Here is a 16349-nt window from a genome sequence, read left to right as displayed (position 1 = left end):
AATTTGAGCCCAGCCGGTTATACCTGGCCTTACTTGATGCCGCCTTGCTTGTTCCTCTGTGTATAACGGTAAATACTCCATAAGAAGCGGTCTTGGACCAACAAGACTTAAATCGCCCCTTACTACGTTAATAAGTTGAAGCAATTCATCAAGACTAAACTTCCGTAAGAAGCTCCCGAAAGGAGTCAGCCTAATGTGATCCGGCAGCAACTGACCGAGGCTGTCCTTCTCATCTGTCATCGTTCTAAATTTGTAAACAACAAAAGGGGCACCGTGGAGTCCTGGACGCTGCTGCTTATACACAATTGGTGTTCCTAGCTTAACGCGCACCAATATTGCAGTAATTCCAATGATCGGCAGCATAATGAGTAAGATTATACTCGAAACAAAAATATCAAATAATCGCTTTGTCATAGATAGGTGCTCCCGTAGCTCGTTTAACTGCTCTTAGTTTGAAGATAGCAGCTTTCGCATTTTTGAAATAACGCTTGGACCGACAATTCGGCTTGCAACTCTTTTCAGTTTGCTATTCATACGAACATGAATAGGCAGCCAAGACTTTGCAAAATGGTGGATTGTAAAGCTATTTTCCGTTATGTAGTTTCCTCCGTTAATATAATCATATGGACTAAAGAAGGTTCTTGGATAAAAGGTAACTCCATTGGGTAACACTTGAAATTCCCCATTCAAAATCAATCCGTCTTTTTTACTGAGTTCTGTAATGACAGCCGTATTTGTTGTTGTGTCATAGTTGCCACCTGGCAGTAGAAAACTTCTTCTGGCATAATCTATGAGCAGCTCCTTTATCCATGGATGGCCTTTAACAGCCCCCATCGTAGCCGATTGCAAATATGTTTCATCTTCAAAACCAGTAAACGCCTTATGATGAAGTAAAGTATCAAGTGGCCTCAGTACCTCAACATCCGTATCCATATAAATGCCTCCGAGATGAAATAAAGCATGCAGCCGCACATAATCACTTACAAATGCATATTTCCCAGCTACGTAAGCCTCTTTCACATAACGGTTTGAGTTGAGATCAAAATTATCCTCATTCCACTCTATTATGGTGTAATCACTCAAATGCTTTTGCCAACTATCCAAGCATTTTTGAATTTTCTTTGATTTCTCTCCACGCCCAAACCAACAGTAATGCAGTATACGTGGAATTTGTTCCGTTTTTCCCACTACTCTACCTCCCTTACAATGGCCAAATTAAGTATTTACTTAAATAATAGATATTGAGTACGATAAAATTTTCATAAAAGAAATAAATAAAATAAAATGCTATGATCGCCAAATATACAAGCTTCTGATCTTTCTCCCGAAACAGCTTCACGATCCAACCAAACAAAAGAAGCTGGTATAAGCTGAAATAAATACTGAGTCGAGCAAAAATCCAGTTCTGAGTCGATATAATCATGAGCACGACGCCGACAATAGAAAGATTAACTACGATGTCACCATGAGGAAAGATTTTTCTTAGCTTCTCTCTGCCAAAAAAGGCGATAACGACCGGAATCGAGCAAACAATTACTCGTATAACGTTAGCCCCGCCCTCCTGAAAACTTTCATAATGGCCATATTGTGTGTCTTTAATTGCCGTGAATAATAGCGTAGAAAACTGGTTGAAGCCTGCAACAATCAGAACAGCTAAGGAAAGAAGAGCAAAAGTCATCCCAGTCCATGCTTTTCTTCTTACAATAAAATAAATCGGAATCATGACTAGTGCGCTTTGATGGAATACCGATCCCAACAACACCAGAGCCATATAGCGTTTCCAGCTGCCTTCAAAAATAAATTTGGTTGCAGAAAAGACAATAGCTGCCGCCAAAAATTGTCTTATACCATTCATCGATACAATGAATGCTCCTGTTGTTATATACAAATACATGCTCAATTCAAAGAGCCTTGCATATTTAAAGAACACTCCGGCAATAAGCAGGTTTGTTGCCAAAGCGGTAAAAAAAATAAGTATTTGTGGATCATCCGATATTTGCTTCAATAACAATTGCAGTATATTGAATCCCTTATCTCTCTGCTGCAATATCGACTCCCACGAAAAATCTCCAATTTCGTAGCTATGTACATAAAGTGATGTATCACCTATGTTTTGTCTAAGTCCTGAGACGATGACGAGGGATGAAGCTGCCAGAAATGCTAAAAATTTATTCGGACTAATAAATATGGGAGCCTTTACTGCTGCAACAGAAAAATATCTGGCCATCCATGCAGTTATTGAAACAAGAATTAACGTAAACCAGAGGATCGTCATTTCTCTGTTCCTTTCTCTAATTAATTCGATTGCTTCATCAATGTTCGTCTACTCGTATTTTGTATATAGAGATAGAGCATAATCCCAAGCGGAATAGCAAGCAGCGTTGTAAGTTTACGAGGAGATTCCACTAAGAACCTTCCATTCCTTAACATGATACTGCTTGAGACATAATGGGTAGCTTCTCGAAGTCTATCTTTATAAGTCGGTGAATAAGCCATAGCTGTTTTTCGGAAAAATGCGAAGCCTTGTGGATTCTTCCGATATTGATTAATAATGTTTAAGCTAGAGCCATCTGCCAAATACTCGACGTAACAAAGAACATGATTCAAAATGAGAAGCGGTTGTTCTTGATCGATCAGAACGTATTTATAGGACAAGGGACAATATTTTTCTCCTGGAAAGAGTGGATAAGGTGCCACTTTTTGGGCCAGTTCAGTTCGATACACAATTTTTTTATCGCCTTTTACATTGTGTTTTACATATAGATCTGTGAAAGGAGAATCCTTCATATCACTAGGTAATAAAGTTCCGATGACTTCTCCGTTATGGTAGGCATCTAAACCAATAATTCCAGCGTAGCGATTACTGCCTTCCTTCCTCCAGAAGGTCGTAATTTTTTCAACTGCATCGTCTGCCAAATAATCATCCGAATCGATACAGACATTAAGCTCTGTCTCAATATGTTTATAAGCCGTGTTGTGTGCACCATGCATTCCCTGATTTTCTTGATAAACATATTGAATCGGTAATTCAGCTTCATTGATCCAACTCTCAACTAATTCTCTAGTATTATCCGATGAGCCATCATCAACAATAAGCCACATAAAATCTTTGCATTTTTGCCTCTTTAAACTTTCGTAGCATAGGTGGAGTGTATAAGCTCGATTGTACGCAGGAGTAAATACAGTCAACATCGGTTTTGAACTTCCACTAACCGTTTTCCGTTCCAAGTCTTATTCCTCCTGTATTTTTTCTCCGTATCCAATTCATACCTAATAACATAAAGTAGATAGCTGACGAGATTTTTAGCTTTGCGCATAAAAAAAACGTCTTCCAAATTAGTGGACAATACTCCAATTGAAAGCGCCTAAGTGAATAACTTGTTTTTTCATTGTTTAACAATTTTTTGATTAAACGCAATCTTTCTCTCATGGATAGATTCGATTGATGATTCATTATGTTTAATCCTTGACCTAGTACATTCATGCTAATTCGATTATTTAGCGCTAGTCCAAAATCATTAATCAGACCTTTTTCCGTCAAAAAGCTTTGTATTGCCGCGTATAGCTTTTCAAATTTCTCAACTAACAACGGATTGTATTGGGATGTGATGGAGGCATCGTTTGTTCGCCAATAATGATAAAAAGGACGATTCAGAAACAAAAAAGATTCAGCATTATAAAAGACATGAATGTTGAAGAGTGTATCCTCATTACTGCCTATGATGCTGAGATCTTTAAATTTCACCTTATTGTCTTTCAGCAATGATGTACGATAAAGTTTTGACCATACCGTCCCCCAAGCATCCAGATATTCGGGATTCGCTACCTCTTCCTTTAATGGACCTACAAGCCGCCTTAGCATAGTCGTTTGCACCTCATCCATAAGATACAATTGCTTGTCAGGCATGTTGAACCGCTTTTCCTTCGAATGTGTCCCAAACTCCCTAATATACGTACACATCACAATATCAACGTTTTGTTCCACTGCGCATGCGTACATTTCTTCATACATTTTTAAATTTACCCAATCATCTGGATCAACGAATCCGATGTACTCCCCATTTGCTGCCAGCACACCATCGTTTCGTGCAGCGGACACACCTTCATTTTTTTTATTAATAACAATGATTCGTGAATCCCGTTCCGTATATTCCTGAAGAATGCTTAAGCTGGAATCCGTAGATCCATCGTTTACTGCAATAATTTCTATGTCAGATAAGCTTTGCTCTAGCAAGCTATTCAAGCATCTATCCAAATACAGCTCCATATTAAATATAGGCACGATGATACTGACTTTGGGATTCATTTTGTTCCCCCAACATAAAGGACTTGTATATTTCATTAAGCTCTAGCTTCACTTGAAGCAAACCATATTTCTGTACTATTTGAAGGCTAAACGCCCCCATCCGCTGCCTCATCTCCAGCGATTCACTCAGCTTCCTTAACCGGTCAGCAAATAATGCCATATCGGTCGGCTCCAGCACGAATCCATTCTCGCCATCTATAACGAGCTCTGAATGCCCTCTATTCCGCGTGGCAACAATGGGCAGCCCACAGGCCATGGCCTCCATTAAATTGACGGGCAATCCCTCACGCAGACTGGATGCTACTGCGACGTCGCACATGGGCAGCAGCCGGTCGATATCTGTCCGATAGCCAAGAAAATGGACCATCGATCCAACACCTAAACGCTCTGCCAGAGCCTGGCTTTCCTCAAGCAAAGGCCCTTTTCCAGCCAGCAGCAGCCGGCCATGCGGTACCGCCTCTTTAATTGCGGCCAACGCGTGAATGAGCAGCTGATGGTTTTTGTTTCGGTTAAATTCAGCAGCATAAAACATAAGGAAGTCGTCCGTGCGATAATCGAGCTCCTGACGCAATCGCCATTTATCAAGCTTTTGCATAGGCTTAAAATGTGTTGTATTTACGCCAACACCATGAACATGAGCGATCCGCTTTGCTTTAAATTTTTTGGTGACAGCGAGCTGATAATCCTCTGTATTAATTGTAATTAAACAGTCCGTCATGCTGGACAGCCTCTTCTCAATTGGATAATAAAGCATCCAGTTCAAGAGCGAGCCGCCCTTGCAGAAATGAAAACCATGCGCGGTATAAATAACTTTTGTTCCTTGTTTTCTCGCCGGCTGTGCCGCGAGTCTTGCAAGCACGCCGCCCATTGGCGTATGGCAATGAATGATATTATAATCCTGCTGCTGAATAATTGCCTTCAGCTCTCGGTATGCTCTGACATTGTTGGAATGGAACGGCGAGCGCTCAATGGAAATATTAAACTTTCGGTCAACAAAAGGGAGCTCCAGCTCGCCCTTTGCGGCGATATGGACCTCCCACCCTTGCTGCTTAAACCATTCGAGAACAGGCATATGAAATGCCTTGAAATGATAATCAACCGTTGCGCAAAATAAAATTTTATTTGGCATGCTTCTACCATCCTATACTAGAATTATTTTCTAGCAGATTCTCTTTCAACCATTTGCGATAAATAGTTTAATAGCTCATAACGCAAATCCTCACGCTGAAGAGCAAATTCAATCGTCGTCTGGATAAAGCCCATTTTCTCACCAACATCATGACGCTTGCCTTCGAATTCATAAGCGTATACGGCTTCCATTAGGTTTAAAGCAGCGATCGCATCGGTCAGTTGTATTTCTCCGCCCGCTCCTGGCGATTGATTGCCGAGAATGTCGAAGATCGCCGGGTTCAAAATATACCTGCCCATAATCGCCATATTCGATGGCGCCAGCTCCTTGGACGGCTTCTCGACCAAATGTCTAACCCGGTGGAAGGATTCTTCCATAAGAGTGCCATCTACAATTCCGTAGCGAGATACGGCTTCATCCGCCACACGCTGCACGCCGATAATCGAAGTATGATACTCATCATATTTTTCGATCATCTGCTTTATACAAGGCTTCTCCGCTGTGATAATATCATCCCCAAGCAGTACGGCAAACGGCTCATCGCCAATAAATTTGCGAGCGCACCATATGGCGTGCCCAAGCCCCTTCGGCTCCTTTTGGCGAATATAATGAATGTCCACCATATCCGCTGATTTGCGCACTTCACTTAATAAATCGTATTTATGTTTGGCAGTCAAAATTTGCTCCAGCTCAAGCGAGTTATCAAAATGATCCTCGATTGCCCGTTTTCCTTTACCCGTTACAATAATAATGTCCTCGATGCCTGATTCAATCGCTTCTTCCACAATATATTGAATAGTTGGCTTATCGACGATTGGCAGCATTTCTTTTGGCATCGCTTTTGTTGCTGGGAGAAACCTTGTACCCAGACCAGCAGCTGGTATAATCGCTTTTCTAACCTTCATAACTTTTATGCAACTCCTTCGTTTTTTAACCTGTTACAGATGCAAATCCAGGAAGCTCTACGACATTATTCGCTAGATCCAGCAGCCTTGTACGCAATTCTGCTTTGCTCATTCCCCCGTGCAGGGCAATAATTTCTTCAATATGTTCAAAATAAATCTCGGATGATTTACCTATGTAGATTTTTGGATAAACCTGCTTTTCATTGATTTCATCATCCTTAAGCATTTCTTCGAATAGCTTCTCGCCTGGGCGAATTCCTGTGTACTCAATGCCGATTTCCTCGACCGAGTAGCCCGACATCCGAATGACATTTTGTGCAAGATCAGTAATGTTAACCGGATCACCCATATCGAGGACAAAGATTTCACCGCCTCTGGCAAGTGCACCAGCTTGAATGACTAACCTTGAAGCTTCAGGAATGGTCATAAAATAGCGAACCATGTCCGGATGTGTAACCGTTACGGGCCCCCCCTTCTCTATTTGCTTCTTGAACAGCGGAATAACGCTGCCGCGGCTGCCCAAAACATTGCCGAATCTTACCGCTACAAATTTGGTATTGCTGAACCGGTCCATATGCTGAATGACCATTTCCGCAATCCTTTTTGTCGCGCCCATAACGCTGGTTGGATTAACCGCCTTATCGGTCGATATCATGACAAACGTATCCACGCGAGCTTGGCTGGCTGCTCTTGCCGCATTCAAGGTTCCCATTACGTTATTTTTGAACGCTTCCTCTGGATTTCTCTCCATCAGTGGAACATGCTTATGTGCTGCTGCATGATAAACGACCTGCGGACGATGAGCTTGCATAACGGCCAGCATTTTATTTGCGTCTTGCATATCGGCGATTTCTGTCACAAATTCTATTTTCGTATGTCCGTAAAGCTCTTTCAGCTCCATCTCAATGGAATAAATGCTGTTCTCTCCATGTCCAAGCAAAATAAGCTTCTCCGGTAAAAACCTCGAAACCTGCCTGCACACCTCAGATCCAATCGAGCCCCCAGCGCCTGTTACCATAACGACCTTCTGGGTGACGTAACCTGAAATACTCTCAATATCGAGCTCCACAGGCTCACGCCCCAATAAATCCTCAACCTGAACATCACGAAATTGACTAACCGACACTCTGCCGGTAGCCAAATCCTCAAGCATAGGAATGATTTGTGTTTTTGCTTTCGTTTTAGCGCATTCGCTAAAAATCGTGTTGAGCTGTTTTTTGCTCAGTGAGGGTATCGCAATAACGATATTGTTAATCTCATAATCAAGCGCCACCTTCGCAATGCTTTCAACTCCGCCCAACACCGGAATGCCCATAATATCTAGATTGTGTTTGTTTACATCGTCATCTATGAAGGCAGTTGGCAATAGCTCCATATCATTGTTGCTAAGGAGCTGACGGGCAAGCATCGTACCCGCAGAGCCAGCACCAACAATTAACGTGCTTTTGCGCAATCCAGCATTTTTCTGGTAGCTGCCACGGAAAATTCTCCAGCATAACCTCGATCCTCCGATTAACAGCATATGAATCATCCACGTCACGGCCAGCAGCCTGAAAAACACATCCTGCATCACAATTTGCTGAATAATCGCTGCTGCAAAGATCGAGAAGGATACGGCCTTTGTTATTATCAATAGCTCCCCTACACTCGCATATTCCCATGCCTTCTTATACAAATTGTAGTAGAAGGAAAAGAAATGATGGCTTAACAGCAAAGTAATTGAACTGATTACAATGGGCGCAGTCACCACATCAAGCGAAGCACTTAGCAATAACCTGCTAAAAAAAATGGCGGTAAAAACGATAATGGAGTCGATTAAAATCAATAAAGACAATCTTTGTCGGTACGTCAAAAAACATTCACCCTTTCTTCAGATATAGAAAAAACAAACGAAATGATTGGCTTAAGAGAATCAAGCTTAATATCACTGTTACACTCTTAGAGTGTTTAACTAAAAGGCTTTATACAAAACCATTTAGTTAAAGACTCTAAAATAGAGTCCAGGGGCATCGAACCCCGCCTCACACCACACTCTTGACGACTCGCGTCTAAGGTTTTTTTGCAACCCACAGAATGGCCGAGTGCCTCCATTGATAACGGTGAGGAGACATTACCGAATGAAATTGCCTTTACAAACACTTAACGTGCTTTATAAAGAACAATAGTCCGTAAAAAAAGCGCTATCCGATTGATATCATCAAACGCTCTACTTATTTAGTATGACACCCAATATATTAGCTTTTGCAAACAGCAATGCACGTTTCGCTTCCAGTGCATGCTCCTGCTGTGTTTTCCCATGTTTTAAAAGCAAGAGCACGCCGTCACATTTACTTACCAGCGCATTCGTATCCGGAACGCCAAGAACCGGCGGGCAATCCAGCAGGACCATGTCATAATGCTCATCTGAAAATGCCATTACATCTACCATTAGCTGTGAATCGAGCAGTTCTGTCGAATTATAGAGGCGCTGCCCGCTTGGCAATATATCGAGTCCTTCGACCTCCGTATTATAGATCGCTTCACGAATTTCGAGCTGCTGCCCTAAAACATTCGACAAGCCTGGCGAGGTTTGTACATTAAAGATTTTGTTTATGATTGGATTGCGAAAATTTGCGTCGATGATCAGCACTCTATCGCCACGTTGTGCCATACAGACTGCTAAGTTGACTGCCGCTGTCGATTTTCCTTCGCCCTCTGAGGGCGAAGTGACCAGTAAAGAACGCACCTTGCTGCCGCTCGCTGCATAATGAATATTGTTGCGAATGGTTCGATATTGTTCCGAAACGATGCCATGCGGATTAATATAAGCGAGTAAGCTTTTGTTTACATAAGACTTTGATACCTTTTGCCGTTCACGAACCAATCGTCTCACCTCTTACGGAAATGCTTTTTTGTTTTTTCAAACGACTGCTACCATAATCTTTTCGTTTAATTTTATTAACTTGACCAAGCATCGTTAGGCCAAGCAGTTCTTCCACTTCTCGTTCTGATTTGATAGAATCATCGAGTGAATCTAGCAGGAATACTAACCCTACGCTCAAAATCATGCCTAGCAAGAAGGCAATGTACACGATACGATTGCTTTTTTCATTAATCGGGAAAGGATTTTCTTCTGCCTTCGTCAACAATCTGATGCTCGTAATTCCAAGCACTTCCGATGCTACTTGCCTGTAGGTTTCCACTGCTGTATTCGCGATCTCGGCTGCAAGCCTTGGATCGGTATCCATAACAGAAACTACGGTAACAAGCGAGGCATCTACACTGTCTACTCTAATTTGGCTTCGCAGCGCTGCTGCCGAGAGATTAAGACCGAGTTTTTCAATTACCTGATCCAAAACGATTGGCTCTCTGAACAATACCCTCACTGTGCCCATCATATCCGAGGAAGCAGCCACGATCATCCGCGTGTTTGATACGTACATTGGCGTTTCAGGCTTTGAGTTGAAGAAGCCCGCAGCGACTGTAAAGAGAATAGTAATGACCACGACTATCCACAGACGTTTTTTTACCGTGAGAAATAACGCTTTAAGATTTATTTCTTTAATCTTCACTCTGTCTTGATCATGATGCGATGCTTGTGAATCCTCCAGCCGTTTACCTTCCATTTGCACACCTGCTTACTATGTTTGTTATAAAGAACAATAACACAATATTAGTTCTTTATATAGAACATGTCAATACACTTTCCCGACTTTTTATTCAATGTCAGTTATCGATATGTAGAATAATAATATTTGATGATTTCTTTTTGTCAGCAGAGTAGACATTCGTCTCCGTTCTGCTTTCCTTCCACATATTTGAACGGATCAAGTCTTTTAGTGCTTGGAAATCACCCTTGCTCATACCTTCATCAACCGCATTTTTAATAATGACTCGCCATTCCTCATCCAACGTTTCATCCATATGAATCTTTGGTAAATGCTCTTCTCCGAGTAAATATTCAATGTTTGAGTCTAGTGGAGCTGCTATTTTTGCCATTACCTGAAGAGATGGGTTATTCTGCATATTGCGTTCAATGTAGCTCAAGTAGGACTTGGATACGCCCGCTAGGTCAGCAAGCTTCGTGATCGAGTAGCCCTTTTTTTCCCGTAGACTTTTAATCCGTTCCCCTATCATAATATTCTCCTTCGGCCAGTTTAGATCTAAACGTAAAGCTCAACAAAAACAACACAAACTAACACTTTATAACAGACAATATGTATATTTTAGTTCTTTAATGAGAACAGGTCAATAGCATTCCATTTTTTTATATGCAAAGAAGCAGCAAAGATGTACAATTTTTGCTAACAAAGTGACTCTAATAATTTGCTGAAAGGGAGATTATTTATGATATATTCGCTTAAATCGATAGACTGGATAGCGAAAAATGACCTTATCGATCATCTATTGCAACAAGAAGATAACTTAGCCATTTCTACAATGGATCAAGGTTTTGAAGCTGAGGTGGTAAAGGTCACTTTGGAGCAAACAAGCTATGTATTAAAAATATGGAACAAGGAATCGCAACCTGATGTTGGTTTCCAGTTTCATTTATTGCATGCACTTTTTGATAGCGGCTTAGCCGTATCTAGACCTATCAGCTGGGGAATAAATCCAAATGATGAGAAGGTATTGTTTACCTCATTTGACGGTGAATCCATAACAAAGGTTAATAAAAAGAAAGTGTCAGAGCTCGCTATTCTATTGTCTAGCATCCATCAAACCCCTTTGGAGGAAATGGGACATGTACAGCTTTCAAAGTATGACTTCATCGGTTACTTCTATCCTGCGATAAACGAGCATGCTGATCTATTTGAGAGCTTAACTCGTTTTTTAAGTCTAACTCAGCTCAAGCAAGACCACATCATTCACGGTGATTTTCATTTAGGAAATATACTCGAGAACAACGGGAAGTATACCGTCATCGATTGGACCAATGGACAGCTGGGGGATACCAGGTATGATTTTGCATGGTCGTTTGTTTTAATAAGCATATTTGTGTCAGAGCAAAACGCTCATGCATTTCGCTCAGCCTATCTAGACAAAAACGAGATTTCCCAGCATGACGTACAACTTTTTGAAGCCATTGCATGTCTAAGATGGGTTTTGCTCAGTAGAAATGGCAATGTACCCAAAGAATCAAAAACCAACGATAGAATAAAACGTTTAATTTCGAGCAATCCGTATTTGAAAGAGCTGGGATTGTATGATTACTCCATATAGAAACTCAAATAGAGGTTGAACAAGGCTAAGCCATGTCCAACCTTTTTTGTTGCCCATCTTGATTCGCACATAATTCCATCAGCATGTCCATAATGGAATGCCTTCCTATAGGCGTCCAACTCATCACAAACCAATTTTGAATCAGTCTAGTATTGCCGGTTTTCACAGCAGGAATTTGATCCAATACATTTGTCTCGAGCATCCGCTGAAACATCTTCCCGCTTCCAGCAAGCACATGATGCTTATGTATAAATAAATGCTCCGTTTCGAGGAGCGGCATCGACTCCGGCAGCATCTCTTGTCTCCAAATGTCTCCGCATCCCGGAGCACCGGGCTTCAAGGCGAGCTCGCCATAAATCAGTTCATTTAATGGATGACCCGTTGTACCTTGTATGCCTATCGTCCGATGATTGACTTGCATAATGGTAATACGACTCTCACCCAAGGCTTGCTGCAGCGTCTGCTTCACTTCCAGCGTCCGCATTTCCAAGCGGGTTAATGTTTGAGCAGCTTCGTTTTCCCGGCCGAGCAGCTCCGCAATTTTCAAAAAATTCCGTTTCCAATCCCATACCGACAAGTCGTAAAAAACGGGAAATGCAATTTCCTTCAATGACTCACGAAATTCGCTCTGATAATGGTCAGCAATAATAAGATCGGGAGCAGAGCGCTTCAATTCCTCCAATTGGCTGTGGAACCGCGCTGCATACTCTTTCTCGCTTAATCCCGGGTAGTGAAATAAATCGAGCACACATACTGGCTCAATCCCTAAAGAATGCAAATAGTGCTGATACCCAAGCGAAGAGGCTACCGCTACTCTTACGGTTTCCCGCTTCATAAATATCGTTGGGGAAACGCCGACCATCCGCTGAAACATTCGACTGAAATAAAATTCGCTGCGAAATCCGACAGCAGCAGCAACTTCCTTCACCCTAGTATTTTTTTTGCTCAGAAGCTGCTTTGCTTTATTCATTCGAATTGTACCCAAATACTCGACAGGGGAGAGCTCCGTTATTTTTACAAATAGACGAGAATAAGCAACTGGAGACATCCCTGCCATTTCGGCGAGCTTCCCCATGCTTATTTTATCCGTATAATGCTGCTCCATATAAGAAATGCTTCGATTGATGCGATCATCGTTTTGTTCAGTCGGCTCTGGAACGCTCTTGATTAAAAATTGAATAAATTGTTCCAGCTGCAGCCGAAGTGACAAGCTATCTTTTGCCCGCTCGTCCTTGCTGCTCTTATCCATTTCAACAATTCGCTGCAAAATATGCTGAGGCTGAGAGACTGGCATTCTGCCGGGTAACAGCGAGCCAGACAGCGTTATTGAGCTGGATAGTATCATGCCGCCTTTCGTCTTAACTAACGTTTGCGGCTGAAAAAACACGCCATAATATTCAAAGCCCCCGGATTGCTCTGATATTTCTACAACCATGCCTGGCACAAGCAAAAATAGCTCAAACGGACGAGTTCTACATAGCGTACCATCCAATAGAATAACGCCTTCGCCTTCTGTAATAAAGCATATTAAATATACTGGAATCCGATAGGTGCGTATTCCTCTCTTGCCTGTGAAGCGTCTCTTGCGCACCGATGAGAATAGATAGAGCGAATGAGTCAGTGTGGAATGAGGCATCATTTAGCAACAACCGCCTGCCTTTCATAAAACGTTCGCTAATTTCATTTCTTAAAAGCTTCTGCGACGAACCAGTAAATTGATCATATAGGGCGCCCCAATCAGCGCAGTAATTAATCCTACTGGTATTTCAAATGGCGAAAAAAGCACTCTCCCTAATAAATCCGCCAACATAACGATTAACCCTCCGAGAAGTGCAGCAACCGGCAGTCTTTTTACACTCGGTGTACCTACCAGATTTGAAGCAATATGCGGAGCCATCAGTCCCACAAATGCAATCGTTCCAGCCATCGAGACAGCTGAGCCTGCTAAACCAACGCTAAATAAGAGGAGTAAAAATCTGACGCGTTCCAGTCGTATGCCCATCCCAATTGCTGAACTATCGCTGAGCTGCAGCAAATCAAGGGAGCGTGTATACAGCATTAGCAGCACAAATAAAATGATAATCCACGGGAGCAGCGGCCAGAAATGTTCCCACGTCCGGCCATATAAGCTGCCTGCCATCCATACAAATGCTTGAGAAACACGGAATATTTTGCCCACTGTCAGTAAATACGTTATTAATGCGCCGGCCATTGCAGATATGCCAACTCCAACTAGAAGCATACGCTCGGTAGAACTTCCTTTTTTCCAAGAGAGCTTATAGATCGTTAATGCGACCAACAGCGCTCCTCCAAATGCAACCAATGGAAGACGGCTCATTGGAAAGGAAGGGACAAGCACCAGAAAAGCAACTACAGCAGCTGCCGCTCCTGCATTTAGTCCAATGACACCCGGTGAAGCCAGCGGGTTGCGGGTAATCATTTGCAGGATCGTCCCCGATAATGCCAAGCCGCATCCAGCCAAAAATCCAGTCAGTACCCTTGGCAGCCGCACTTGGCGAATCGTAAACGCATATTCATCACTGCCTATCCCAAGCGCTGTCTGGATGGCATCCATCACAGGTATATTTCTCTCGCCAATAATAATGTTCAACAGCAAAACAAGTACATTCATTAACAACAACGAAATAATAATTCGGTGCCAACGCCCTTTTATAAAAGAAGTTATGCCGCTCCACCCCTTCGCTGAGCCAAATAAATTAAAAATGGCGCCCCGAAGAAGGCCGTTACAACACCTACCGGAATTTCCTGCTCAGGCAGTACAAATCGTGCGCCAATGTCCGCAATCAGCAGCAGCAGAGCACCGATTAATGCGGAATAAGGTATGATCCATCGGTAATTAAGTCCTACAATTGATCGAGCAATATGCGGAATAGCAAGTCCGATGAACCCAATGGGACCAGCGATAGCAACCGCACTGCCTGCAAGCAGCACAATAGCGACGATACAGAGTGTTTTGATAAAAAAAACATGCTGGCCCAGTCCTTGTGCCGCATCCTCTCCGAGACCGATAACATTCATATGATTGCTTAGACCAAACGCACAAATTAATCCAACTAGCATATAAGGGGACACCTGTATAAACAATTGCAGATCCCGTCCTGTAAGCGAACCAGCTAGCCAAAATCGCATCGTATCCAAAGACTGCTCATTCAAAATAAGTATCCCTTGCGTAAGGGAGGTAAGCAAAAGGTTGATCGTTGCTCCTGCGAGTACAAGCCTGACTGAGGTCAATGTGCCTCTCCTTAATGAACCAAGCAGAAATACAGCTGTTCCTGCAGCTGCTGCACCGAGTAAAGCCGACCAGGAAAATACAGTAAGCGATGTGGAATGTAATGCTATCGAAGCGATAACTACAGCGAGTGCAGCCCCGTAGTTCACCCCGAATAACTCAGGGCCTGCTAACGCATTTCGGCTGAGCGCCTGCATCAAGCAGCCCGCTACAGCGAGCGAGCCTCCCACCGCTGCTGCGATCAGTGCTCTTGGCAGCCTGACGGAACGGATAATGATGTGAGCTTCCTGTGAAGCATCATATGACCAAAATGCATTGAGGGCGGCATGGAGTGGAATTTGTACAATTCCAAACATAATGCTCGATAATAAAGCAGCGCAAACAAAAATAACAAGAACAGCCAATCCCATCAATCTGGGCTTCACTTCGCCTACCTCCAGCTCGTCATTGTCAAATAAACGAAGAAAGATTGGGGCGCCGCTTGGCGACCCAATCTTTAATTATTTTACAAGAAATGATTGCAGATCATCGACAACCTTGTTTACGGCTTGAATGCCAAGTCCGCTCATCCAATATTCCCAATCAACGGAATGAACACTATTGCTTTTGACTCCGGTTAAGGAAGCCCATAACGCACTTTTCTCAACCTTGGCAAAGGCATCCGGCTCTCGGTTGAACCAAAGGATTATATCTCCATCCAGGCTGCTCATTTGCTCCTCGGTCACATCCTTGGAGAATCCTTCAATGTTCTGTGATTCGGGACGATTGATCCCAGCGTCTGTCATAATGGTTCCAGCAAACGTATCCTTCAAATAAATTTGTATTTTATCAGCACGCGGACGAAATAGTGAGATACTTTGTCCTTTGTCCGCTAATTTAGATTTTAGATCTGTTATTTTCCCATTGTAGGCGTCCAGCAGTTTTTGGCCTTCTGCTTGTTTGTTCACTGCTTCAGCATGCAGCTGCAAGTTCGCTTTCCATGTAACGCCTAATGTTTCTACGAATACAGTCGGTGCGATTTTCGTAAGCTGGTCGTGGATCGCATCATGTGTATCTTTGTTGCCGATAATCAAATCCGGCTTTAAAGCATCTATCGCTTCCAAGTTGGGCTCATTTACAGATCCAATATTCGAAATCCCTTCTGTTCCTTTCAGATAAGCTGGATATGGATCTCCTGCAGCAAGAATTGAAGGTGCTCCAATTGGCGTAATGCCAAGCTCCAACAAGTTATCAAGCGCTCCGATATCCAGCACGACAATTTTTTCCGGGCTAGCTGGCACCAACACGTCTCCATATGCATCTTTGACCGTCCGGTCAACCGCTGGCTCTGACGTTGCTTCCGATGGTTTTTCGGTGCTTTTCATTCCATTGTTTTCTGTACTCGATTCAGCACTGCTGCATGCGGAAAGCACCAAAATCATTAACCCAATAAGGGAGAGCAATACCCCTAATTTAAGATGACGAACTTGATTGCGTGAAAACATTCCTTTATTCCTCCTGCGTCTAATTAAGAATGATAACCATTATTAATAAAATAGCGTACATCCTATGACACTG

The 16349-nt window shown here is 42.7% G+C and carries 16 protein-coding genes; 1 reads left to right on the top strand and 15 read right to left on the bottom strand.

The window, feature by feature from the left end:
- The 11 genes from AB4Z17_RS24450 to AB4Z17_RS24400 all read right to left on the bottom strand — a co-directional run.
- Positions 1-414 (bottom strand): sugar transferase (locus AB4Z17_RS24450; protein WP_441962620.1); only part of this gene is annotated, 414 nt, incomplete at its 3' end.
- Positions 415-447: 33 nt separating this feature from the next.
- Positions 448-1188: a glycosyltransferase family 32 protein gene (locus tag AB4Z17_RS24445; protein WP_441908982.1), complete on the bottom strand. Its 741-nt coding sequence runs from the start codon at positions 1186-1188 to the stop codon at positions 448-450.
- A gap of 13 nt (positions 1189-1201) precedes the next feature.
- Positions 1202-2275, bottom strand: coding sequence for an EpsG family protein (locus AB4Z17_RS24440; protein ID WP_441908981.1), 1074 nt, complete (start codon positions 2273-2275; stop codon positions 1202-1204).
- A 20-nt stretch (positions 2276-2295) separates the two neighbouring features.
- Positions 2296-3192 (bottom strand): glycosyltransferase family 2 protein, encoded by an 897-nt coding sequence (locus AB4Z17_RS24435; protein WP_441909096.1) that lies wholly within the window; start codon positions 3190-3192, stop codon positions 2296-2298.
- Positions 3193-3208: 16 nt separating this feature from the next.
- Positions 3209-4306: a glycosyltransferase gene (locus AB4Z17_RS24430; RefSeq protein WP_441962618.1), complete on the bottom strand. Its 1098-nt coding sequence runs from the start codon at positions 4304-4306 to the stop codon at positions 3209-3211.
- On the bottom strand, positions 4269-5435 hold the full coding sequence (locus tag AB4Z17_RS24425) for a glycosyltransferase family 4 protein (protein ID WP_441908978.1): 1167 nt from the start codon (positions 5433-5435) through the stop codon (positions 4269-4271). Before AB4Z17_RS24425 ends, AB4Z17_RS24430 begins: the two co-directional genes overlap by 38 nt.
- Positions 5436-5458: 23 nt before the next feature.
- On the bottom strand, positions 5459-6340 hold the full coding sequence (gene galU / locus AB4Z17_RS24420) for a UTP--glucose-1-phosphate uridylyltransferase GalU (RefSeq protein ID WP_441962616.1): 882 nt from the start codon (positions 6338-6340) through the stop codon (positions 5459-5461).
- 25 nt (positions 6341-6365) lie between these two features.
- Positions 6366-8192: a polysaccharide biosynthesis protein gene (locus tag AB4Z17_RS24415; RefSeq protein WP_441908977.1), complete on the bottom strand. Its 1827-nt coding sequence runs from the start codon at positions 8190-8192 to the stop codon at positions 6366-6368.
- Between the two features lie 354 nt (positions 8193-8546).
- Positions 8547-9203, bottom strand: coding sequence for a CpsD/CapB family tyrosine-protein kinase (locus AB4Z17_RS24410; protein WP_441962614.1), 657 nt, complete (start codon positions 9201-9203; stop codon positions 8547-8549).
- Complete coding sequence (locus AB4Z17_RS24405; protein WP_441908976.1) at positions 9193-9945, bottom strand: YveK family protein; 753 nt, start codon at positions 9943-9945, stop codon at positions 9193-9195. Before AB4Z17_RS24405 ends, AB4Z17_RS24410 begins: the two co-directional genes overlap by 11 nt.
- A gap of 100 nt (positions 9946-10045) precedes the next feature.
- Positions 10046-10456: a helix-turn-helix domain-containing protein gene (locus AB4Z17_RS24400; protein WP_076267870.1), complete on the bottom strand. Its 411-nt coding sequence runs from the start codon at positions 10454-10456 to the stop codon at positions 10046-10048.
- Between the two features lie 210 nt (positions 10457-10666).
- Between AB4Z17_RS24400 and AB4Z17_RS24395 the strand changes: the two genes are divergently transcribed.
- The gene (locus AB4Z17_RS24395) at positions 10667-11542 is read left to right on the top strand and encodes an aminoglycoside phosphotransferase family protein (RefSeq protein ID WP_441962612.1); all 876 of its coding nucleotides are present in this window, start codon (positions 10667-10669) and stop codon (positions 11540-11542) included.
- A gap of 25 nt (positions 11543-11567) precedes the next feature.
- Here AB4Z17_RS24395 and AB4Z17_RS24390 read toward each other — a convergent pair whose 3' ends face one another.
- The 4 genes from AB4Z17_RS24390 to AB4Z17_RS24375 all read right to left on the bottom strand — a co-directional run bounded on the left by AB4Z17_RS24390 (position 11568) and on the right by AB4Z17_RS24375 (position 16276).
- Entirely contained in the window at positions 11568-13181 is a 1614-nt protein-coding gene (locus tag AB4Z17_RS24390; RefSeq protein ID WP_441962610.1) for a helix-turn-helix domain-containing protein, read from the bottom strand.
- A gap of 48 nt (positions 13182-13229) precedes the next feature.
- Positions 13230-14174: a FecCD family ABC transporter permease gene (locus AB4Z17_RS24385; RefSeq protein WP_441908971.1), complete on the bottom strand. Its 945-nt coding sequence runs from the start codon at positions 14172-14174 to the stop codon at positions 13230-13232.
- A gap of 50 nt (positions 14175-14224) precedes the next feature.
- Positions 14225-15202: a FecCD family ABC transporter permease gene (locus AB4Z17_RS24380; protein WP_441962622.1), complete on the bottom strand. Its 978-nt coding sequence runs from the start codon at positions 15200-15202 to the stop codon at positions 14225-14227.
- 90 nt (positions 15203-15292) lie between these two features.
- The gene (locus AB4Z17_RS24375; protein WP_441962609.1) at positions 15293-16276 is read right to left on the bottom strand and encodes an ABC transporter substrate-binding protein; all 984 of its coding nucleotides are present in this window, start codon (positions 16274-16276) and stop codon (positions 15293-15295) included.
- Between the last annotated feature and the right edge of the window lie 73 nt (positions 16277-16349).

Source organism: Paenibacillus sp. TAF43_2 (assembly GCF_052113545.1).
GTDB lineage: Bacteria > Bacillota > Bacilli > Paenibacillales > Paenibacillaceae > Pristimantibacillus.
Note: the sequence above shows the minus strand (reverse complement) of the source record. Positions and strands in the feature narration are given on the sequence as shown.